Raw genomic sequence first — 22,631 nt, forward strand, 5'->3', positions numbered from 1 at the left:
GATTTCTACGAATGATTTATCCGTTTACATCACCTATTATTTTACTATATAAATGATCTCTTTCTTTAAATCCTGAATTGCTTCAGTAATCTCTGATAAGTTCTCATTCAGTTTTTCTCCTTTCTGATCACCCAAGACATTCAAGGTATTTTTCTTTCTGAAAGTCTGCTTGATTTCGTTCCAACGTTCCAATTCCTCATCGGTTAGAATTTCAATCAGTTCTTTAAACTTCAGTAAGTTTTCCTCAGCTGCACTTGTGAGTGTCTGAGATTCGTTCTCGTAATGCGATACTACTAATTCCAATAACTCTTCTTCGTTCATGATTGGCGATAGCTTTTCAGCCAACTTATTCATGTTACGATAAGAGCCTTGTAATTTAAATGGTGGTTCTACACGGTAGGCATCATCTTGAGCAGCAGACGAAACGTACGTTTGATTCACCTTTAGAATCACACTCTGAACAAATAACAATTGTCGGAATACCTTAATACTTTCTTCTTTCTCATCGGTAGAAAGGTTCACCTCTAATTCAAGATCTTGAAGATTATCGTTCTTCACTGCACTCACTAATGCATATAAATCTTTCTTAGGGTAATTCGACCATTGAGAAATGAATTGATTGGACGTCATACAGTTTTCGATATAACTTAGTTCGAAAGCGGTTTGTGTACTACCAATCACCTCACCAAGATTGTACGTATCAGCACGGTTGGCCAACATGTCTGGAATCTGGAATTTATCACCTGATTCTGTATATGGGTTACCCGCCATAATTACGCAGAAGCGTTTACCTCTGAAATCATACGTCTTTGTATTTCCTTTATACACCCCTTCAATCTTTCTCTGTCCATCACAAAGTGAGATAAACTTCTGAAGGAATTCTGGATGACAGTGCTGAATGTCGTCCAAGTACAACATCACGTTGTTCCCCATTTCTAAAGCGATACCTAACTTTTCTAACTCTTCACGAGCCGTCGCATTAGGTGCCTCTTCTGGGTCTAATGAGAGCACTTGATGTCCAATCGATGGTCCGTTAATCTTCATAAAGATCAAACCTAGACGATTGGATATGTATTCCATTAATGTGGTTTTACCATAACCCGGAGGAGAAATTAGTAAAAGAAGTCCCATCAAGTCGGTTCTTTTTTTATCCCCTGCCGCACCAATTTGTTTGGCGAGGTTCTCTCCTATTAACGGTAAATACACATCGTTAATCAAACGGTTTCTTACGAAAGAAGACAATACCCTTGGCTTGAACGACCCTAACTTAATATCATCGACAAACTCTTTAAGTAGTTCTTTTTTCTGATCAACATACAACTGATATTTTGGTAAATCTACCGTAATATGTTCTTTCAGTCGTTGATTAAAACCATAGAAATCTAGGGAATACTGACCATTATTAATGTTGCGGTGATCTCCTAATAAACCTTCCAAAGAAGTGGTCGGTTTCACAGAATGTAATGTTCTATCTGATTTAAACTGTGGAGCGATCAATAAAATGGCTTCAAAAATATACTCTTGATAATTGCCTCCAGCATTATCAAATGCTTTGGATTGAATAAGGGTTTGGACACCTATCTCTAGGAAGGCAACCACTTTTTCCCACTCTTCTTTCCATTGATTCAATTGATTTTCAAATTGCTCTTTTTGATTCTTGGCAATCAACAATCGATCAAATTCTTTAGCAATATGATTGGCCTCTTCGCTTATTTCAAAATGAGGGAAATTGATAATATCAAATAGACAATCGGCAATATCTGTGGCATCAAAACTATCATTCAACTGTAGCTTAGAAAGTGTTTTCTCAGCATAAGGAACAATGTATTGAAGGATATTATCAGCAGATGCTTTTTCCGAGAAGATGGAAGTAAACATCGATAAACCTTCCGACCATTGTTTTACTTTAAGCTGTTCTGCTCTTGGCAACTCTTTCATCCATAACAATTGAGCAATTGCTCTCTTTTTCGAAGGATGACTTAACGTCCCAAGTTCATTTTTTAATGCTACGAAGGATTGAATGATCTTTACGGCATCCAAATCGTGAATACCCTTTAAGTAACCTTCACTTAAAGATGCACCCATTCTTTTTTGAACTTCAGCTAAAAGATCTTTCTCATTGATATGGGCAAGTGCTGTGGTATCGCCCTTATAATCCTCATGGATAATCTGATAAGCTAAATACTCTGCTCTATATACCGCATCTGACTCAGAAGAAACACTCATTTGCCAAACCTCTTGCGTATTTTGAAGTTCATCGCTATCAATCAACTCAAAAAAGTCAGTACCTATCAAATGATAATAAAGAGATCCATTTCTTTCGACAATAGATGCTTTTAGATCTTGGGTACTTACCGCAAAAGAATGTTTACCAAAACGAATAAAGCCAGGACCATCAACATTCAGTTCATTCTTATCTCTTAACTGACGGACGGCTTCTTTCTGTGCATTCTTTAAAGCACCAAGAATCTCTTCCGCTTTTGATGTTTCTCCTAACTCATCTAATTCTTTAGAGGTATCTCTTAGTTTTTCTATCAGTAAATCTGTGGAGAAGTAAGCCACCAACTGATCTTCTTTCTCCATCTGTTTCGACTTCGATAAGATCGATTGAAGGATACGCTCGGCGGAATTCCTCAAACGCATCACTTTTCTATTCCTTACCTCTTCTAATTGAATTTTCTTATTCTCGAAAGCTTCAGAAACTTCAATTCTTTTTGATTCTAACTGATCGGCAAACTCATCGAAATCAGAAAACTTACCTTCTAGTTCTTCTATCTGGGCAGAAAGCTTACTAAGGTAGTCTTCACAATCTTGTGGTGTAACACAAATATCTAGGAAAGAAGAAACCGACTGTTCCAATAGACGATACTGAGCAGTAAACTCTGCCTCTGCCTCCACTTTTCCTAATTGATTCTTCTTCTCTCGAACCTGTGCTTGCACATTATTTAAAGAAGAGAACAGATTAGAAATATTGTTGATGATATCTGCCGTCTGCGTCGCATCTTTGATTTTTAAATTAGAAACTGTCTCAATGAGAAGCTCTAATTCTTTTCCCAAATCAGTGAGTTCTTCAGATAAAGCATCGATATCTACCGTCTTTTCTACTTCAGGTAAAGCCGTCTTCGTTTCCTCTATTTTATTGATAAAAGCCGTTAACGAATCGTCCTGAAGTAAGAATCTTGTACAGCGTTCTCCTAACTTTTCAGTTTGTTCTTTGAGCTTCGTTTCCCATTCCTCTATTGGAGGTAATTCGATATATTTTACCTCTTTTAAAGAAACTGCTTGTCCACGAAGTGCTCGGAGGTTAGAAAGTGCCTTAACGTATTCACGTACGTTTTTGTAAGTTCCCCTTTCGGTTTCCCTTAGCATTTTCAGACATGCTGCATCAAACTCTGATTGTTGTTCGAGTGCATGGTTTTTCTGACGGCTTACTTTCTCGTATTCCTCAATAGCAGCAGAAGAAGTATCCGCAATTTGTTTTACGACTTCGCTTATTTGATCCGTTTCCTCTCTTTCAAGCCATGGAAAGAGGTCTAAAGTAGTATTACACTCTTGGAGAATATCAGTATATAAGCCCATATAATTATCAGGCTTATTAATTAATACATAGATATTTTTTAGAAGAGCAACCGCTTTAACAATCTCTTTATTTCCAATTTTGGCTAAGTAATTATCACTTTCAATATCCTCTTGGACAACATCTGTATCTATAAAAGGTGTTTGAAGGATTTGAAGGTTATGCACTTTTCTCGGTTCTTCATCCGATTTAAAGTACACTAACTCACCATTACTGAAAAGTGAATATCCATTACATTTTAATGGAGGTTGGATACTTTGCTCAATCACATTATAAGAGAGCAAAATATATTCGCCCGTCTCTTTCTGATAAAAAACAAAAAGATAATCTTCCCCATTCGGAGCGATAATCCTTTTCTTGAATAACCAGTCTTTTTCTTGAGACTCAAATATCTTGTGCTCTCCATTCTGAAGGTAATAACCATTAGAGAATACGATACCTTGTTCTTCTGGCAAAAGCACACAAGAATTAGAAATAGCATTGACTCTAATTGCCGTTTTCAGCTTATCATTATAGACAAAATACCTCCACTCCTTTTCTCTGTAAGGAAGTATTTTTAATAAGATAAGGTTACCTAAATCGGCATAATGGATTTCTCCATCCTCAAGACGCTGATCTTTTTCTTCTACTTCTTCAGCAAAAATACCTTCACCGTCTTCTGTATTATCTTCAATTTTAATGGTGAGGTCACCACCTACTGTTTCTACAAAAACTTTATCTAAAATAGAAACATGAGGGTGATTCCCTTCCCTGAAATCATTACGTCTTGTTTTTACCCATTTAAACTCGTGTTGAGGAGGAAAAACAACTTCATGATCACTTCGTGCATCAGCATACTGAAGTTTTCCATTCGTCAAAACCCACTTAAATGCTTTAAAGCTTTTAGAAGACTGACTAGTGAGGAATAACATATATATGTTGTTCCCAATTCTGAAAAACTGAGAGAATTTCGTTTCTCTATTGTACTGATACAGTTCTTTAAAGTCTTTTAAAAACGTTTTATCACCAATAAAATCAAGTGATTCGTTTTTAAAAGTATGTGCGTCCGGATCATAGGTATAAATACTGAACACATCGGAGAGGTTCATTTCATTCCTTAATCCTAACTGCACATTATATCCAAAAATAAACGTATGCCCAATTGGAATCATGTCCCTTGCTGCACAGTTATTTTCGGTCATCAATCTTTCTGTTGCGATGATTTCTATCTCAATCGAACCAAAAAGATCTTTTCTTAAACCGTTTAACTGATCGAACTTCTCTTTCAGCTCGGCTCCATTTTTATGGAGCCGTTGCTGTAAAAGTTCATAAGTTCCTGACTCTAACATATAAATAGGGTTTGGACATTATTTTAAAAACTTACCGGCTGCAAGTGCTGCAATACCTGTTTGTTCTGCTGTGACCAATGCACTGTCCAACCATGTTTTAGATGTTTCGTCTTTCGACATCATTTTCATATGAGAAAGCAAACCTGCTACGCTCAAGTTTTTGATATCTTCTGTTTTGATACCAAATTGATCGATCATTCCTTTCACTTTGGCAATCACATTTTTTCCGTCTGAAGAATCCAACAAGTTATCTTTCACCTCAGTGGCTACTTCACTTGATTCAAAGAAGTTATCTACAGCATCACCCATAGAGATCGATTTGATAATTCTATCGTACACTTGAGTTTCACCACCAACAATCTTAATATCACTATTCTTCATCGCTTCAGCCATTACAGCAGATTGTGTTTGAGCGTATTCTTTTTGTACCTCGAATTGAGCTAATTTCAAGTCTTTTTCTTGGTTCAATCTTAATTTGAATTGCTCCATTTCACGGCTCGCATTATCCATATGCGTCAATGCTTTTGCTTCTGCTTCAATTCTTTGAGCTTCAACTAATGCTTTTTGTTCTAAAACTTTCGCTTCAGCTAGACCTTCTAATTCGATAGCATGAGATTTTTTCTCCATACCTTCTGCTTCAGCAACCATTCTTGCTCTTAAAACTTCAGCCTCTGCTTCACCTAATTGTAGGTTCGCTTTAGCCTGTGCTTCCGAAGTACTTTCAATATAAGCTGCTTCAGCTACTGCTTCTTTCTCTCTAGCTAATGCTGCAGCCTCTTTCACCTGTACTTCTGCGAATCCAGCAGTTGCTTGCTCTTTCACTTTAGCTTCAGCCAATGTCTTAATTGCTGCTGCTTTTTGATTTGATGTTTCGAAATCTGCTGCCGCTTCAATTTTCTTTTGCTCAGCCAATAGTTTAGCCGCTTCTTTTTGTGCTTCTGCTGCCTTCAATTCAGCCATCAAGTTCTCCTCTGCTTTTTGTTCTGCTAAAGTGATCGCCACTTTCTTTTGTCTTTGTGCTTCAGAGAATGCCTGAGTGTCTTTGATTCTTTCTTCTTCTTCTACTACCGACTTCTGAACAGCCACTCTTTCCTTGATGACATCTTGGATATCACGTTTCTGCTCTTCTACTGTCTTCTCTTTATCGATTTGTGCTAACTCAACAATTTTATTTTTCTCTGTTTCAGCTAACAATCTTTCTCTATCGATTTTTTCGTTTTCTAGTGCTTCAGTCTTTTCAATGATTTTCTTTGCTACTAGAACTTCTCTTTCTTTATTCTTTTCTTGAATTTCGATTTCTTCCTCTGTCGTCAAACGTGCCTTTTCAGATTTCAATCTTTCTTCCTGAATGATTGTTTCTGTTGTTGCTTTCTCTTTTGCTTTAAGCGTTTCGATTTCTCTTATCTGACGTTCCTCAGCTTCCACTCTTTGCTTTTCTAAAACAAGAACAGCTTCTTCTTTCTCTACATCTTGCTTCTTGATCTTCTTCTCTTCTTCGTTTTTGATCAAGTTCGCTTGTATCTTTTGAGTTGCCGTTAAATCAATGATTTTTTTGATACCTTCTGCATCTAGAATATTATCTGGATCTAGGTGATCAATTTTCGTTTGCTCTAAATAGTCAATAGCACAGTCATCTAATACATAACCGTTCAAGTCAGTTCCGATAATATCGATAACTTCTTGTTTCATTTTCTCTCTTGAAGTGTACAATTCGATAAAATCGAAACGTTTACCGATCGTTTTTAATGCTTCAGAGAATTTTGCTTCAAATAATGATTCAAGTAATTCTCTATCAGATGCTCTTTCACAGCCAATAGTCTGTGCTACAGTAGCAATATCCTCAGTATTGTTATTTACTCGAATAAAGAAAACTACTTTGATGTCTGCTCTAAGGTTATCCTGACAAATCAAACCTTGTTTACCTTCTCTACTAATCTCGATACTTTTTAGAGAAACATCCATTCTTTCTGCTTTGTGGATGACTGGGATAACCAATCCACCTTGAGTAATTACTCTTAATCCGTTCATACCCGTTCTAACCAAAGCCTCACCTTGAGGTACTTTTTTGTAGAATGACACAATGAACCCGAAGATTCCAAAAATAACTAGGGCTATAATACCTAGAACCGTTAAAATGATTTGAGTATCCATTTTTAATATTACATTAAGTTGTTGTTGTTCTTATCGGTTTAGAATAGATCATTTGAGTTTGCTTGATTTCAAAAAAATATCCTAAAATTTTCAGTCTAAAAATTTCCAAAGAACAGTTTAATTATGATTAAGTGTTTAAAAATTTTCTTTTAAGTTTGCTTACTAAAGCGTTTGTACCAAATAACATTTTTGTTCAGTATCGTATTCTACGACTACTGCTTCTTCTCCCTTTTTAATCGGTAATCCATCAGACGATTTGATGTAGACTTTCTGTTCTCCACTTCCCACCCAGATAGAAATTTGTCCTTTATGACTTTCTGATGATCCTAAAAGTACTTTACCTGTTTTACCAATTATTTCTCTGTCTTCTTCCTCATTTAGTTTTCTAAAAAAGGAAGCAAAAGGAAAAGCAATGTACCTGGTTAAAAATATAGAAAGCACAATATTAGGAACAGCTGCACCTAATGCCATAAGGGGTGACAATTCAAAAATATAGTGGTTAAATAAGATTGAAAACAACCACATTAGAGTGAAAAGCACTGTAAAAATCAACATCACAGGGACTACACCTACATGAAGAAATTGTAATACACCCTGAAATATACCCACAGAAGAAACAGCCGCATCAGTATCTAGATCTGCATCAATATCAATATCAACATCATGATCTAAGTCTAATTGCACATCTAGAAAATCTGGTGTGATTGCACCAATGATCACATTAAGCCAATAGATAATACATAATATCAATAAAAAAGTATAAGGTAAATTTATCAGTTTGATAGATTCGTTCAGTAATTCCATGCTGTGGTGTTATAGTTGTTTGCTTACTACTATTTAATGGTCCTAATTTTTTCAGATCATTAAATTAAATAAGAAATAGTTAGCTATTCGTTAATATACGTAAAGCATTGAATTTAGTTGAACTTTTGACCAATAAAATTGAATGCATCCTGAGCTTCTTTCTCATTGAATTTACTTAGAGATTCCGCTAATTCTTTACACTTAGGCTCTCCTCCAAACATAGCAGGAGCATTTCCATAATAACGAAGTAATCCCCAATGTGCAGGAACGTGTTGTGGGTCAAGTTCTAAAGCTTTCTCAAATGCTTCTTTAGATTTTGGAGCAATACTCATCAGTTTTAAGATATTTGCTCCTTTGGCTTGTTGCCCTAAACTAGCACCATAATAATAATGGTAATCCGCTTCCGTCGGATAGTCTTTCCTTAAAGCTTCAAAAACAGCTTCCGCTTCTTCATTTTTCCATTGACCTAAATAACATAGCCCAAGAAGTTCCCTACCTTTTTGTTCACCTTGGTAAGCGTTCAATTGATCTTCTAGACCATCAAACTTTTCTTCTTTTAATTTATTCTCTATTTCCAGAATCAGATCCTTTTCCATTATTTTTTTCTTTTTAATCTCAGCTGTTTAAAAAAGTCCATTATTAATTGATGACACTCTTCTTCTAATACACCTGTGGTATATTTTGCTTTTGGATGAGCTAATTTAGAAGAATATGCATTAAATCCACGCTTTTCGTCGGATGCACCATAAACTATTCTTCCTATTTGAGCCCAAAAGATGGCTCCTGCACACATAGCACAAGGTTCAAGCGTTACATACAAAGTACAATTTTGTAAATGCCTACTTCCTAAAAAATTTGTTGCTGCTGTAATGGCTAACATTTCTGCATGAGCAGTAGGATCATTTAGTTTTTCTGTCTGATTATACCCTTTTCCAATCACTTTTCCATCTACAACTACCACTGCTCCAACAGGAATTTCACCTTCTTTAAAGGCTTCTTTTGCCAGCTCAAGTGCTAGTCTCATGTATTGATTATCATCTGATAAAATCATATAAAAATTGTACTATTCTAATTTTACAAAAATTCTACTACTCGATTTCATTGTGATTGATCAATGTAATTATTTAAATAAATAATTGCACTAATCTTTGTTTATGATTGATTTTCAGACACCTCAATCAGTTCACTTAGATGAATGTACACAATTTTTCGATGAACAGTGCTTTTCCTTAGATAAAGAAATTTGAATATTATTAATATTTTCAAACATTTACATTAAGCAATTTATAAAGCTTACTACTAATAATTGAAGACGTAAACTATTTGTATTTTTTCAAAAGTTATCTTAATGCGTTTACAATAAGCAATATATTATCAACGTTATAACAATGCGAGGCATGAACAATTATACTCTTTCAGATCAAGAATTAATATCGCAATATCTAAATGGAAGCGAAGCAGCATTTGAGCAACTATTAAATAAGTACAAGAACAAGCTATTTACTAGTATACTCCTTATTGTAAAAGATGAGTTTGTTGCAGAAGACCTATTGCAGGATACATTTATCAAAGCCATCAAAATGATCCGTGCAGGTAAGTATAATGAAGAGGGAAAATTTATGCCTTGGATTTCTCGTATTGCTCACAATATGGCGATTGATCATTTCCGTAAGCAGAAAAGATATCCTACAATTGTTATGGAAGACGGCAGCAGTGTTTTTGATACTTTAGATTTCTCTGAAAATTCTATCGAGGACCAAAAGATCTTAAAAGAAACACAAGCTAATGTAAAAGCATTGGTTGACCGCTTGCCAGATTCACAACGTGAGGTATTAGTCATGCGTCATTATATGCAAATGAGTTTCCAAGAAATCGCAGACTCTACAGGAGTAAGTATTAATACTGCTTTAGGTAGAATGCGTTATGCCCTCATTAATCTTCGCAAGATGATGGAGCAACAAAGTGAAAACGCTAATTATGCAATTAGACAAAAAACAACTCACCAAAGAGCGTCTTAACAAATCAGTATTATTAATTTATAATAGTGATCAAGACATTCATTTCTCAGCCGATGAACTTGAAAAAGTGATGTCTGATCCAAATTGCGAAAAATTTGTGAACGATAGTTTGCAAGTAAAACAAACGTTGAATAAACTCGAATTAAAGCCTCGTTCTAAAACGATAAAAAATATAATGGAGTTTGCCATGAAGGCAAACGATGAAGATAATTCTAATTGATAAACTAAATTGCTCGATAAAAAAGGCCACCGTAATGGTAGCCTTTTTGCGTTTGTCTGTTTCAATTCAATTTATTAATTCAAGTCTTATAACCTGAGTTCTATATGATATTGTATTTTACTCCCATATTAAACGTCAATACGCTATTATTAGAAGTAATTTCATTCGACTGACTGTTCTCCAATAACTGACTGCCATAAGTAGTTCCTAAAGAGATAGAAGCTTTTGGAGCAATCTTATAGTTTAAAGAAGCACCAACATTGGCCGAAATATTTGCTGTATTTCCAACCGCACTTCTCATCAAATCATTTTCGATAGCAGCACCTCCTTCTACTTTTTGATCAATAATAATGTCAGCGGCAACACCAGCAAAAACATCTAAATCCAATTTCTTATTCATATTGATGGTATACCCCACATTTACTGGAATAGAAAGTTGCTTCTGCTCAATGGATATGTTTTGATCGTTCATTCCTGCCTTGATAGAATATTGAGCGTATCTTGCTCCTAATTCTACAAAAACATTATTATCCATTTTGATACCCGTTATTACTGCAACTGTAGGGGCTGTAGATTTTCCAGCAATGTCCTTATGATTGTATCTCATATTAGGATCGATTTGCGTTCTACCTGCTTCAATTTTTAGATACTTCTTATTCTTCTTTTTCTTTTCGATGACAGAAGGGGACTGACGAGCCATTAATATTTCATCAGAATAATCTTTAGGATTACTATTTATCTGACCTAATTCTGAATAATAAACTTCTTTTTCGGCTGATTTAATAACACCTTTTGTTTCCTCTTTTTTTGCTGTATAAAAAGGATTCACTTTAGTGTTGATAATTTCTTTTGAAGGAGCAATGTATTTTTCTCTTAGTAATTCTAATGCTTCAGCACTTTCATCTATAGATGAGATAAAAAAGTCTGTCGGAAGCATAGATGCTTGATAGACATTTCTATCTGTAGTGCTGTAAGAAATAGATCCTATATCATAATTCGATTGGATCGGCATTTCATTTTTTACCAAGAAACTTGATAGTAAACCGAAAGTGATAATCGCAGCGGCTGCTCTAAAGATGTTAAACTGATTTTTCTTATCATTTATTTTATCCACTTCCTCCTCCAAATCATCCCATAGATCTGTAGGTGGAGTTATTGATAACTCTTCATCCTTGAAAGCATCTGCCCATACCTTATCAAATTCATCTCTTTTATCCTCTTTCTTTTGCATAGCTATATCTTTCAATTTGAGATTCTTCAATCATGGCTTTCATTAATTTTCGAGCCCTAGCAAATTGAGACTTTGAAGTACCTTCTGTGATACCCGTCATTTCTGCAATTTCCTTGTGCTTATACCCTTCAATTGCATAAAGGTTGAAAATCACTCTGCAGCCATCAGGTAGTTTTTGCAATAATTTCAGCAATTCCTGTAAACTATAATCGTGTAATGCCATCGCCTCCTCTTTCAGATCATACATATCGTTTACATCCATCATTGGATATAGATATAATTTTGATCTTTGGAAGTTGATCGCCGTATTGACAACAATTCTTCTCATCCAGTGTTTAAGGGATGATTCGTTCCTGAACGTACCAATGTTCTTAAATATCTTGACAAAGGCCTCTTGTAGAATGTCCCTCGCATCTTCCTCGGTTTTAGCATATCGATAAGCTACAGCCATCAATACACCACTGTATTGTTCATATAGCTTTCTTTGAATACGCTTGTCACCGTTTCGACATCCTTTGATTAATAATTCATCTTCTAACATGTGGAGTAGGTGTTTAAATTCCTGTAATGGACTAAAAAGTTTTATCAGTACACCTTAATTAAATTGACACTTTTATATCATATTCGAATACCGTTAGTAAATACATAGATAGAGAATATGTTATTTGATTATTGTACTGAATGAATTAAATGTTTTGCCTATACTTCTTGACACACGATTTGAACAATCCGTCTAAAAAATATATTCCACAATGTAAGTAAGTAATTTTAAACACTGATAATAAGATAGTTACATTTTCAATATTTTCACATCAATTAATATTTGAAAGCGTACACAGTGTTAATTCTGATTAAAATACGAGATAAATGTTAAATTGATTTTTTCCTTTTAATCTTTATTAAAAATTCATCTGTTAAAATACCCCTATGAAACCAAAGTGTATTTTCGCTAATTGGGTACTAAAAGGAATCTCATTATTTCTCCCAAAAGCATAGGCAATAGAAAATATACCTGTTTTCGTTTCTAGACTTGCTCCAGCTCCTATTCCTACAGGTACATCAATGACATCGTTTTGCCCTGTAATGCTAATATCAGAGAATAAAAAGAAGTAAGAATTTCCACCCATGTTGACTCTAGGTTCAAAAGTGAGTAAAGCATAACGATCAACAAATAATTCACCCTCAAGAAACCCTCTTACCGATTTAAATCCTCCAAGACGGTGCAACTCATTTAAATAAAGTTTATCGGCAATCATTTGTGCTGCATCTAATTTTACATAGCCATCTATCCACTTTATTAATCCGAAATAAGACTCGGCTGTAAATTGCCAATCAAACATCAAAGATTTTTCAGAAATCCCTTCATAAACGCTTTCATCAAATGATGGATTAAAAATAATAGTTCTTTGTCCTGCACTTCCTTTGAATCCAATCTTCCATCCTCTTCTTGGAAAAAGTAAATCATCTACATTCACCCAATCATATCCTAAAGAATACAAGGTACTTTTCGTATCATTTAGTGTGTCCACAGCTTGTTCATCTAACTCTCTTAATAAGCGACTACTCTCCCATCTTGCCCCTAATTTTACGGCTCCGTTTACGCCAACTCTTCTTTTCAACAATACCTCGTTGGAGACTCTAATAAATGTAGAATCCTGAATTTGTAAATTGATATTGTAGCCTACATCCATTTGGGTTTTAAAAAAACGAGGGTGTTCATAGCTTCCTTTAAACCATTGAGAATGTTGGTCAGGCTTTTTCCAATCAATAAAAAATCGTTTTCCTGTACCAAAAGGGTTATGTAGGTCTAATAATACTTGACCAGTCACCAATACTCCTCCATCATCCGATTCATTAGGTGCAAAGCCTATTAAACCATCTGCTCTACTTGCTCTTCGTTTCTCTAAAGGAATTTCTACCATTGCCCTGCCGTACTCAAAGACAACATCAATCGTATCTTTTAGTTTTAGATAAGAGGTCTGTTTGATGATAGATTCAGCCCTTTCTACATTTTTCTGACTAAAAGGTTCTCCCTTTTTTAAACCTAAATATCGTTCGAAAAACTTCTTCTGCACCCCGAGTGGTTTGTCTCTCTTTACAATCAAAGTATCAAATACTACTTGATCTCCGAGGTCCAGATTTAAATTTGCATAGAGATCATTTCCTTTAAAGTGAAGAGAATCGGTCCACACTTTAGTAAATGGATAGCCTTGATTTTCATAATATTCTACTACTTGAAACTTGGCGCTTTCCAACTCATTAGGCAATACTTTCTTAAACTTGGAATTTCCTTTCCAGTACCTACTTTTTAAAATCTGATCATTCACTTTTTGGGTATTGATATAAATATGATCGTATTGTGGACCTAAATAAATCGTATAAGTAAATGTATCTTCTGTTTGCTTGAGGGTATCAATAGTACAGAATAAATATCCTTTATTTTTGGTGGCTGTTAAAGTTGAATCAACAAATTGATATAACTGAGTGGTATCTCTAAAGAAAAGATTTGGTTTGTTGTTAATTGGAGATTTTTCGGAAGCATCACTCACCTCCCATTGTAATTTGATATTGTTTTGGGCTTTTACTGCAATACTGCTGAATAGCAATAAAAGTAGAGCAAATTGCTTTGCTCTACTTTTAAAGATCATTTGATATATACTTTGCGTACTATTCAACTTTAATTGTTTTTGCTCCATGATAAGAATGGTAAGCTCCATTGTACATGGCATCTGCACTTACAGGTCCCTGTTTAAATGTTCCTTTACTTACCGCTCTCACAACATAATAGAATTTCTTCTCTTTTACATCTGCTGTTACGAAGAAGTTGACTCTATCGTCTCTAAAATCGACATGTTCTGGATAAGCAGCTTTCTTTTGTGTCCAATTCAAACCTGGAATATCACCTAAACGCGGATTTTCGATTTCAAAACCTGCTGGTAACATATCTGTCACTACCACGTTCTCTACTTTAATTTTTGACGATTGTAAGGTTATCTCAATCACGATTAAATCGTTTTGCTTGAAATTAGGAGAAGTAATTTGTGTACCGTTTCTATTAAAATACTTTCTTCTCACTTTTAAACCTTTATCCTCTTCTACATATCTACCTGTAGTATTTAAACCTTCTATTTCCCAGAAATAATACAGTTCTCCACTACCTGTTGTTTTAATGCTTACTTCTTGACCTACAACATCAGAAGACGTTAAGATAAGATCTTCTCCATCTGTATTCCCTACCGTCTTACCATTATTCACCACTTGAGCTGAAATAGATTGTTGAGAAGCCTTTTTCAAGACTTTGCCTAATGCCATTAACCCAAATGCTCTTTCTTGAGTTGACATATAGGTCTCCGATTTCATGGCCTCAGATAATTCTTTCGTAAGAACACCTACTTGACCATTTTTCGGGTCTGTCTCTATCAATGAATTTAAGGCTAAACCTAAATCTCGAATTCTAGATGAGAAACTTCCACCAAACTCTTTTTCTTGATCTCTATTTTCAAATGCTTTTGGTAATAATAATCTATACGATTGCTGATCGCCTACTCTTAAGAAAGTAGTGGCTAAAAGATATAATGATGAGTTATCTAAACTAGCCTTATGCTTTTTAAAATAATTCATTGTAGAAACATCTGCATGTCCAGATTCTGCAATAACATAAAGAGCATATAAACTTGTCTTATTAAACACCTCAGTTCTTGTTCTAGAACCATTAGTATAGTAGTAATACCCATGCTTCTTTTTATTGGAAGCTAGTTTTCGAACATAGGCCAATAGCTTTCCTAAAACAGTACCATCAACATCGTACCCTTGTTTCTGAGCTTCTAATAAGAAATGAGCGGCATAAACAGAACCATACTCACTTACATAAGATCCGCCTTGCCAGTACGAAAGTCCACCAGAGTACATCTGCATACTTTGTAGCTTCTTAATGGCCTCATTGATATTATAATCTACTGTTCCTTTATTGTTTGTCTTATTGAAACGGTCTGCCAATTCTCCTAAATACAACTGAGGGAAAACTGCTGATGTCGTTTGTTCAACACAACCATAAGGGTAACGTATCAGATAGCTTAGGTCTTTTGAGAAACCAACAAGAGGTGATTTAGAAATTAATAATTTCCCTTTAAGTGATTTAGCGATATAGTCTTCCTTCAAATCAATAGTAGTAGATTGACCTCCTTTTATCACACCATCACCGTCCGATTTCAATAAACCAACAGATGCTCTAACATTAATGTTTGTCGATGATATAAAATCTTCATTATTCACTTTAGCAATTACGACTACTTTGCCTTCACCTATCGTCTGATCAGCCATTAATTTGAACTGAACCATCTTTTCAGAATTGGCCGGAATAGTTACACTACCAAGGTTATCTTTTTCAACTTTTACTGCTCCTTCTACCTTCAACTTCGTAGAAACCGTCATAGGCTTATCTGTTGTATTGGCCAACATAATAGTCGCATCGTTAACATCAGATGGACTTAAGAACCTTGGTAAAGCAGTACTTAATACTAATGGGTCTCTCACTTTCATCGGTTTATCTGCACTACCAAAAGCATTACCTTTTGATGCAACCGCCATCACTCTCAATTCTCCTGAGAATTCTGGGATATCTACTGTATAGTTTACTTTACCATTTCTATCCGTTTTTAGCGTACCCGACCAGAAAGAGACTAAATTCACTCTATTATTGACCATAGGGTTGGCTCTTGCACCCAAGTTGGCCATATCGGAACCAAAACTGCTTGCTTGTTTTCTGAACTGCATCACTTTAGGATACAAGTCGTACGTCTGAACATTTAAGGCTCTATTTTGATAGAAGTACCCAAAAGGATCTGGAGTCTTATAATTCTTAATCTGAAGAATACCTTCATCAACCACAGCTACTGTTACTTCTACATCTTCTTCTTTGTTTGAAGTTTGTATTTCTATGGTTTGAGAAGTTCTAGAGCGGCTCACCTCAGGTGCAGTGATCTTTAATTGAAGATCTCTATCTGCATCTTTTACTTTAATTGAAGTAAAACCATGTGCTACTGTTAACGGAAGTTCATTGTCCTTAGCTCCCTTAATTAAAGTAGCTGTGATAAAGATATTTGGTAGATGCTCATCTTTGATTGGAATCTCTAAAGAAGCCATCTTATTGTTCGTATCAATTACTTGATGCGATATCACATTATCTTTTTCGATAGTGACAAGTAATTTTCCTTGGAATGGCGTTTTAAATAATACTTTCGCTTTATCTCCAATTATATAAGTATCATATTCAGGTTCGATCAACACTCTTCCTTCTTTATCCACTTCGAACGCAGTACTTGATACATCACCCCATCCATAAGCATAATAATTCATACTTGTATACGTACTCGCTCCAGGAATTGATACTCTCACCTGATATTTTCCAGAGTGTTTAGGGAAGAAAGAATAAACTGAATTACTTCCCAATTTCATTTTCTTAGAATCTACCAAAATCTCTTTATATCTAGAGACATAACGGTAACGGTTATTATATGATCTCTCCATTGCAGAGTGCCACTCGTAACGGTACAACTCTACCTTAACTTCTGCATTATTAACCTTTTTCTGATTCTTATCAATAGCGATTAAAGATATCTCATTATTCGCTCTAGATTTGATATAATGATCACCATACTTAATACCTAAATAATAAGGTTGAGTGGAAATTTTTGCAGTATTCAATCGTCTTACCGGTCTTCCCGTTTCATCAAAAACAGTGGTATATACTTTAGCTGTAAGTAATCCGCTATTTTTTAAATACTTCGGAAGAAGGAAAGATTCTTCTAAATTACCCTGCTCATCTGTTGATCCATTTCTCAGGTGATTATCAAGATTTAAGGATACCTTACCATCAATATTGAATTTATATTCTGTATAGTCCTTTGCTACCATATTCAATCTTGATAATGAAAGGTCGACCTCATAGTTTCTATTTGCAGCAGGAGGACCAAACATATTCAATACTTGTGAGGAAGCTTTAATATTTTCAGAAACTTCATAAGTGTCTTTATCCAATTCTGCATTTACCTTGATTCTATCCGGCATAAACTCCTCAACACTTATTCTCTTAGAAGCTAAGATGATGTTGTTTCCTGTAGTCACCTCAATGCTATAATTACCCGTAACGGAAGCATCCATCAATTTTACATTTCCTTCAAAAGAACCGTCGTTATTCAGCTGTGCTCTTTCTGTCTTTAATAGATTTCCATCAGGTAGATATATATTGACTAAAATTGGTTGTTGTACTACTTCCCATTCTTCGGTTCTTACAATAGTTTTATAATAAATCGTTTCTCCAGGGCGGTACAGATTTCTATCACCATATATAAATGCCATTAAATTTGATGAATTAGAATGTCTACCACCCACTTCATAACGAGAAGTTGAAATTCTCGATTGTTGGAAGTTCATGTAGTTAAAATCATTGCCTTGCTTGGCAAAAATCATATTGATATCAAATCCCTTAGCATGTTGATCTAAATCTGTAAACTTCGCAACACCATCCTTATCGGTAGTAAGCGTATAAACTTCTTGGTTATTTTGTGATACTAGTGTGATCTCTGTATTTGGCATTGGAGAAGCATCTGCAATTGAATTTGCCAATACCAACATTGAATTTTTTCCTTCTTTCGCTATCAAACCAATATCTGATATTGAAATCATCTTACGTGCTAGAAGATATCTTTCTTTAGAACTTCTAACTTCTACAACATACACTCCGCTGAACTTGCTTTCATCTAAGAAATCTAGAGATAGTGTTTTTACATAACCATTCGATTTCATGCTACTTACCTCCACATCATGGTTTGAGAAAATTTTATCACCTAACCTTCTAAAATTAGGTCCATAATAAGAGTAAGAACTTTCAGTGTATAGACTGTTATCGTCGAAATAAGTAAAGAGGTTGTTTTTGTATACTTTATAGACGTCTACGTCTACTTTCGGTACGTTTACAATTTTAAGATCTACCGACTTATCACTTTTTGGAGAAAGATACACCGACTTTTTATCTACAAATGAGATTAAAGGATCGATGTTTCCGAAAATAACCGTTTCTCTTACTTTATCTTTTAACGGAGTATTAAAAATACCTTTGATACCAGTATATAATTCAACAGTATAATCATAACCCAATTTGAAATTACCTTTTAGTTTAATTCCATCATTTAGTTTTTCTACCTCATAGCTAACTTTTGGTGTAATCCTAATCTGAGATTTAATGTTTTTTATCTCAAGTTCTTGATTCGATTTGATGATAATACTTAAGTCATCGTCTTCTACATGAGCAGAAACAGAATTAATTTTCAATTCGTTTACCTGAGGAATAAATCCATTAGCTTGAATTGAATAATCGGTTTTATTATTCTTAGTGATATTCACCCCTTTCCCAATTTCAATGGAAAGAGCCTGGTTTTTAGAAGCAGGAGAAACATTCGTTAGTTTAAAAGTAAACTCATTCGTTTCACCTGAAGTGATTAATTCTGTGTTTATTCTCTTTTTGTCTTTATCCTTCACTGTTATTTTTTCAGCAAGGCTCTTCCCATCAAGAAAATAATTGAATTTTAATATTAATGTAGGAGTTGGTTTGCCATCTGAGATCTTTGACCATGCCCCTAAAGACTCAACCACTTTTAGGTCCTCTGTTGCAAAAGAATAAGATAATTCTGTATTCTTTAAATTAATTCCTTCTTTTGCTAATGCCTCTTCTGATAGCTTTAAACTGTATTTTGTACTTGGTTCAAACCCTAATTCAGGTGAAAAAACTAATGTGTTTTTGGCCGTCCACTTGTATTGTCCTTTTACTTCTGGAGTAATAGTAAAATAATTGAGGTCTTGAGTTAGCCATTCACCTGTTTTATCCTCAAGGATACTTTTGGTAAATGTAAAAGTGATATTTTGCTTTGTTGAAATGCTCTCGGTAAAGTTTTTATATGCTATGCCGTCACCATTGCTTGAGCTTGAATTTGTATTACAAGAAAAAATACCTATCAAAAGAGATAAGTAAATCAAAAAGTTAAGTTTTTTCATGTTAGTTGGTTTATGTACTTACCTATATCCTAATAAAAATATTAGAATTAGTTCAGGTAATTAAATTCAGAATACAAATTACAAAAAAAGGTCATACCTTTTGGCATGACCTATTCTTAAATTTCATTCAAAATATCATAACATTATAAAATGATATATTATTAATACTCCCACAATAAAGCTTCGTACTCCATTAACTTATATACTGCTTCTTGTGATTGATATAAAGACTTCATGTCGTTACCATACATCATGATAATCGAATTATCTTGAGGGTTTTCGAATTTGATTAAACGACCGTCCCATAACTCTAAAGCGAAAGCTTCACCTAAATTTCTATGTTGTGCTGGGTTTACTCCATTATACCATATAGCATCAGGGTCTTTTACTAAGCTCCCATCTTCTGCTTTTGTATGAAAAACATTATCATTTAATTCTCTAAACGAGAACGAACCCAATACAATATCAATTCCCTTTGGATTCTCTTGTGCAGGAATGATTAAGTTGACCGCAACCAAATCATTGTACATTTTTGATCGACGCTTATCAAAGATTCTGTCCACTTTTAATTCAACCACCCATAATCTTGTCGGATCATACTCATCACCCGGTTTTTGACCATTATCTTTATTGATAGTAATGCCATTTACATCTCCCCAAGCGGCATCATCATCCTCGTACTCATCATCACTGTTAACCGTTTGAGGAATAATTAAACGCTGAAGAAACTCTTCTTTCGATATTCTATTTTCTAAAGAATCGCTAGAATAAGGAACAATTCTATCGTTCTTAACCGCATCAATAATAACACGAGTTACTTCGTGATTTCTTGCGAAAAAGCCATTATTAATTTTTGTTCCCAAGTTCACTCTATACCAAAGTGATTTCTTCCACATCATCTCATAATTCTGAATGTCCATCATTGAGTGTGGATTACTAAGGGTGTCCGCCAACTGAGCTTGTGCTGATAATGCAGAAGATAAAATAAGGCTTATAAAAAGAATTCTGAATCTATTTATGTTTTTCATTTCGATAGTGGTATCGTGAAGTATAAAAAATAATAGTAAAATATCATGCCATAAATTCCACGATGTAATTTGATAAAGAAATTAGGTCTATTTATTTAAATAACTGATTGTAAAGATAATATAGTTCAATAAAATAAAAAAAAGGTACTTTGAATATTTCAAAGTACCTTTTTATATGCTTTATAAAGACTACATAGCTAACAATTTATCCTCTAATTTTTTAAGGATACGTTGTTTTGTCTTTAACTTGTTCACATAGTTGTTTCTCTCTTGGTACAGGGCATAATTCTCAGAATTTTGCTCAGCTGCAGCTGAAGAAAGAATTGAAGAATACTTCGCATTGAACTCAAATAGATCTTGCTCATCCTTACGGATTGATTCTCTTAGAATATCCAATTTGATTTTCAATTGTTCGAAGTCAGATAAGCTATACAAATCTGGCTCTTCATTTTTAGCTGTACGCTCTAAGAAGTGAGATTCGAAGATTTCGTTACAAACGATACGGAATCTTAAGTTCATCTCTTTATCTTCTTGAGAAGGCTCTTTACCTAAAGATTTCCATCCATTTTGTAATTGCTTAATGTTAGCAATATTGAATGGTGCTCCGTCTGATAAATACTTCTCAGCGGTATCTAGTAAGTCTTTTTTAGACTGACCTGGAGTCTTTTGTGGAGCCATGTCTCTTGTGCTATAAGCTGGACGGTCTTGTCCGTAGCTTTCGCGTTGTTGGTAATTACCACGTTGTTGGTATCCACCACGATCGCCGCGATCTTGATGTCCACCTCCGTAGCCACCGCGATCTTGCTGACCGTAACCACCACGTTGTTGACCACCTCCGTAGCCACCGCGATCTTGTTGACCGTAACCACCACGTTGTTGACCACCTCCGTAGCCACCGCGATCTTGTTGACCGTAACCACCACGTTGTTGACCACCTCCGTAGCCACCACGTTGTTGGTAACCGCCGCCACCGCCACGTTGTTGGTAACCGCCGCCACCGCCGCGTTGTTGGTAACCACCGCCACCACCACGTTGCTGACCGTATCCGCCACCACCGCGTTGTTGACCGTATCCACCACGTTGTTGGCCGTATCCGCCACCACCGCGTTGTTGACCGTATCCACCACGTTGCTGACCGTATCCGCCGCCACCGCGATGTTGTCCGTAACCTCCTTGGTCACCGTTTAATGTACCAAAGAACTTAGCAGTTTCACGTTTGAAGTCACTACCTAAGAAGCCCATTTTCTTTTTAGGCACCATTGGTACGTTTCTCCAATCTTCCTGTATTTTCTTAACGTCATCTACGAATTCTTGACCACCACCATTACGGTTGATTCGTCTTACTTTAATTAATAAAGCTTCGTATTGATCGATACTTTGTTCATGTAATTCATTTTGGTGAGCATAGAATTGTGTTCTATTTTGGTAGAACTCATCCATAGCAGCATTAAATCTCTCAGACAATTGCTCTTCCATTTCTTTGTGAGCTGAACCAGTTTTAATCCAGTTCATTTTAATGTCTTTGAAACGTAGAGAAGCATTTTTCCAATCTGTACTACCTTTCCATTCTTCAGCTTCTTTTAAAAGAGCATTCTTAATTTCTAGGTTTTTGTCTCTGTTGACTGCAATGTACTCATTGATTTCATCTTCTAGTACATTAATAATTTCATAAAGTTCTGTGAAATCGCCAAGACCATTGAATGAGGCTAGGTAGGTTCTCATGTGAATAAGTTTCATCAAGAAAGAACCTTTGTTCTCTGCTGTTTTCACAGCTTCTTGAACCGCTAAAACTTTTTCTGTCACCATCTTAAATCGGTCAACGAAGTATTGTAAACTTTCTTCGTCGCTTTCTCTTACTACACCGATTTCTCTGTCTTGGAAGTGGTAATATCCTCTTAAAAATACTTTACCATCTTGTACATAGCCGTACTCTGTAATGTCCTTGTGCTCGATAATTTGGGAATCTGACATCGCTATTTCGCTTGTTTGATTAAATGATAATAAAAGCTGTTGATTAAATTATTAAACTAAATTGGTGAAGGATTATCTTAAATAATAGGGCCATCAACGACTTGCCGTATTAAATAGTAAATGATCAACGTTTACACAAATGAATGATCAATAGTTCTGATAGTCTCTTACAAACCTAATATTATGTTAATGATTATTAATACTTATATAATTTGGTACAACAATAAAATCTATAGATTCTAATATTTTAATGA

The 22,631-nt window shown here is 35.1% G+C and carries 13 protein-coding genes; 2 read left to right on the forward strand and 11 right to left on the reverse strand.

What is annotated here, in order from left to right:
• Positions 1–36 precede the first annotated feature (36 nt).
• From MY04_RS15555 to MY04_RS15575, 5 genes are all read right to left on the reverse strand, one after another.
• Positions 37–4,905 (reverse strand): DNA repair ATPase, encoded by a 4,869-nt coding sequence (locus MY04_RS15555; protein ID WP_066211056.1) that lies wholly within the window; start codon positions 4,903–4,905, stop codon positions 37–39.
• Between the two features lie 18 nt (positions 4,906–4,923).
• Positions 4,924–7,056 carry a flotillin family protein gene (locus MY04_RS15560; RefSeq protein ID WP_066211058.1) on the reverse strand — a complete coding sequence of 711 codons (2,133 nt, stop codon included), beginning with the start codon at positions 7,054–7,056 and terminating at the stop codon, positions 4,924–4,926.
• Between the two features lie 162 nt (positions 7,057–7,218).
• Positions 7,219–7,860, reverse strand: a complete 642-nt coding sequence (locus tag MY04_RS15565) for an OB-fold-containig protein (protein WP_066211060.1) — start codon at positions 7,858–7,860, stop codon at positions 7,219–7,221.
• Positions 7,861–7,973: 113 nt separating this feature from the next.
• Positions 7,974–8,456 carry a tetratricopeptide repeat protein gene (locus MY04_RS15570; RefSeq protein WP_066211062.1) on the reverse strand — a complete coding sequence of 161 codons (483 nt, stop codon included), beginning with the start codon at positions 8,454–8,456 and terminating at the stop codon, positions 7,974–7,976.
• Entirely contained in the window at positions 8,456–8,911 is a 456-nt protein-coding gene (locus MY04_RS15575) for a nucleoside deaminase (RefSeq protein WP_066211064.1), read from the reverse strand. The genes MY04_RS15570 and MY04_RS15575 overlap by 1 nt, the downstream gene beginning before the upstream one ends.
• 346 nt (positions 8,912–9,257) lie before the next feature.
• Here MY04_RS15575 and MY04_RS15580 point away from each other — a divergent pair, with 346 nt between their 5' ends.
• The gene (locus tag MY04_RS15580) at positions 9,258–9,878 is read left to right on the forward strand and encodes an RNA polymerase sigma factor (protein ID WP_066213363.1); all 621 of its coding nucleotides are present in this window, start codon (positions 9,258–9,260) and stop codon (positions 9,876–9,878) included.
• A complete protein-coding gene (locus tag MY04_RS15585) occupies positions 9,838–10,098 on the forward strand; it encodes a hypothetical protein (protein ID WP_066211067.1) in 261 nt (86 codons plus the stop codon). The genes MY04_RS15580 and MY04_RS15585 overlap by 41 nt, the downstream gene beginning before the upstream one ends.
• A 100-nt stretch (positions 10,099–10,198) precedes the next feature.
• Here the strand turns inward: MY04_RS15585 and MY04_RS15590 are convergent, their stop codons facing one another.
• The 6 genes from MY04_RS15590 to MY04_RS15615 all read right to left on the reverse strand — a co-directional run bounded on the left by MY04_RS15590 (position 10,199) and on the right by MY04_RS15615 (position 22,377).
• Entirely contained in the window at positions 10,199–11,329 is a 1,131-nt protein-coding gene (locus MY04_RS15590) for an outer membrane beta-barrel protein (RefSeq protein ID WP_066211069.1), read from the reverse strand.
• Positions 11,310–11,870, reverse strand: coding sequence for an RNA polymerase sigma factor (locus tag MY04_RS15595; RefSeq protein ID WP_066211071.1), 561 nt, complete (start codon positions 11,868–11,870; stop codon positions 11,310–11,312). Before MY04_RS15595 ends, MY04_RS15590 begins: the two co-directional genes overlap by 20 nt.
• A gap of 373 nt (positions 11,871–12,243) precedes the next feature.
• Positions 12,244–14,025, reverse strand: a complete 1,782-nt coding sequence (locus tag MY04_RS15600) for a BamA/TamA family outer membrane protein (protein ID WP_158297728.1) — start codon at positions 14,023–14,025, stop codon at positions 12,244–12,246.
• Positions 13,997–19,378: an alpha-2-macroglobulin family protein gene (locus MY04_RS15605; protein ID WP_066211075.1), complete on the reverse strand. Its 5,382-nt coding sequence runs from the start codon at positions 19,376–19,378 to the stop codon at positions 13,997–13,999. Before MY04_RS15605 ends, MY04_RS15600 begins: the two co-directional genes overlap by 29 nt.
• Before the next feature lie 161 nt (positions 19,379–19,539).
• Positions 19,540–20,406, reverse strand: coding sequence for a type IX secretion system ring protein PorN/GldN (gldN, locus tag MY04_RS15610; protein WP_066211077.1), 867 nt, complete (start codon positions 20,404–20,406; stop codon positions 19,540–19,542).
• Between the two features lie 189 nt (positions 20,407–20,595).
• Positions 20,596–22,377, reverse strand: a complete 1,782-nt coding sequence (locus tag MY04_RS15615; protein ID WP_066211079.1) for a DUF349 domain-containing protein — start codon at positions 22,375–22,377, stop codon at positions 20,596–20,598.
• Positions 22,378–22,631: the final 254 nt, after the last annotated feature.

This window comes from Flammeovirga sp. MY04, assembly GCF_001682195.2.
GTDB classification, from domain to species: Bacteria; Bacteroidota; Bacteroidia; order Cytophagales; family Flammeovirgaceae; genus Flammeovirga; species Flammeovirga yaeyamensis.

What these genes read in the sequence shown, in the direction of transcription:
- MY04_RS15590 (WP_066211069.1), bottom strand. Translation starts at nt 11,329, where the DNA reads ATGCAAAAGAAAGAGGATAAAAGAGATGAATTTGATAAGGTATGGGCA.
- MY04_RS15580 (WP_066213363.1), top strand. Translation starts at nt 9,258, where the DNA reads ATGAACAATTATACTCTTTCAGATCAAGAATTAATATCGCAATATCTA.
- MY04_RS15585 (WP_066211067.1), top strand. Translation starts at nt 9,838, where the DNA reads ATGCAATTAGACAAAAAACAACTCACCAAAGAGCGTCTTAACAAATCA.
- MY04_RS15575 (WP_066211064.1), bottom strand. Translation starts at nt 8,911, where the DNA reads ATGATTTTATCAGATGATAATCAATACATGAGACTAGCACTTGAGCTG.
- MY04_RS15600 (WP_158297728.1), bottom strand. Translation starts at nt 14,025, where the DNA reads ATGGAGCAAAAACAATTAAAGTTGAATAGTACGCAAAGTATATATCAA.
- MY04_RS15560 (WP_066211058.1), bottom strand. Translation starts at nt 7,056, where the DNA reads ATGGATACTCAAATCATTTTAACGGTTCTAGGTATTATAGCCCTAGTT.
- MY04_RS15615 (WP_066211079.1), bottom strand. Translation starts at nt 22,377, where the DNA reads ATGTCAGATTCCCAAATTATCGAGCACAAGGACATTACAGAGTACGGC.
- gldN (WP_066211077.1), bottom strand. Translation starts at nt 20,406, where the DNA reads ATGAAAAACATAAATAGATTCAGAATTCTTTTTATAAGCCTTATTTTA.
- MY04_RS15605 (WP_066211075.1), bottom strand. Translation starts at nt 19,378, where the DNA reads ATGAAAAAACTTAACTTTTTGATTTACTTATCTCTTTTGATAGGTATT.
- MY04_RS15595 (WP_066211071.1), bottom strand. Translation starts at nt 11,870, where the DNA reads ATGTTAGAAGATGAATTATTAATCAAAGGATGTCGAAACGGTGACAAG.
- MY04_RS15555 (WP_066211056.1), bottom strand. Translation starts at nt 4,905, where the DNA reads ATGTTAGAGTCAGGAACTTATGAACTTTTACAGCAACGGCTCCATAAA.
- MY04_RS15570 (WP_066211062.1), bottom strand. Translation starts at nt 8,456, where the DNA reads ATGGAAAAGGATCTGATTCTGGAAATAGAGAATAAATTAAAAGAAGAA.
- MY04_RS15565 (WP_066211060.1), bottom strand. Translation starts at nt 7,860, where the DNA reads ATGGAATTACTGAACGAATCTATCAAACTGATAAATTTACCTTATACT.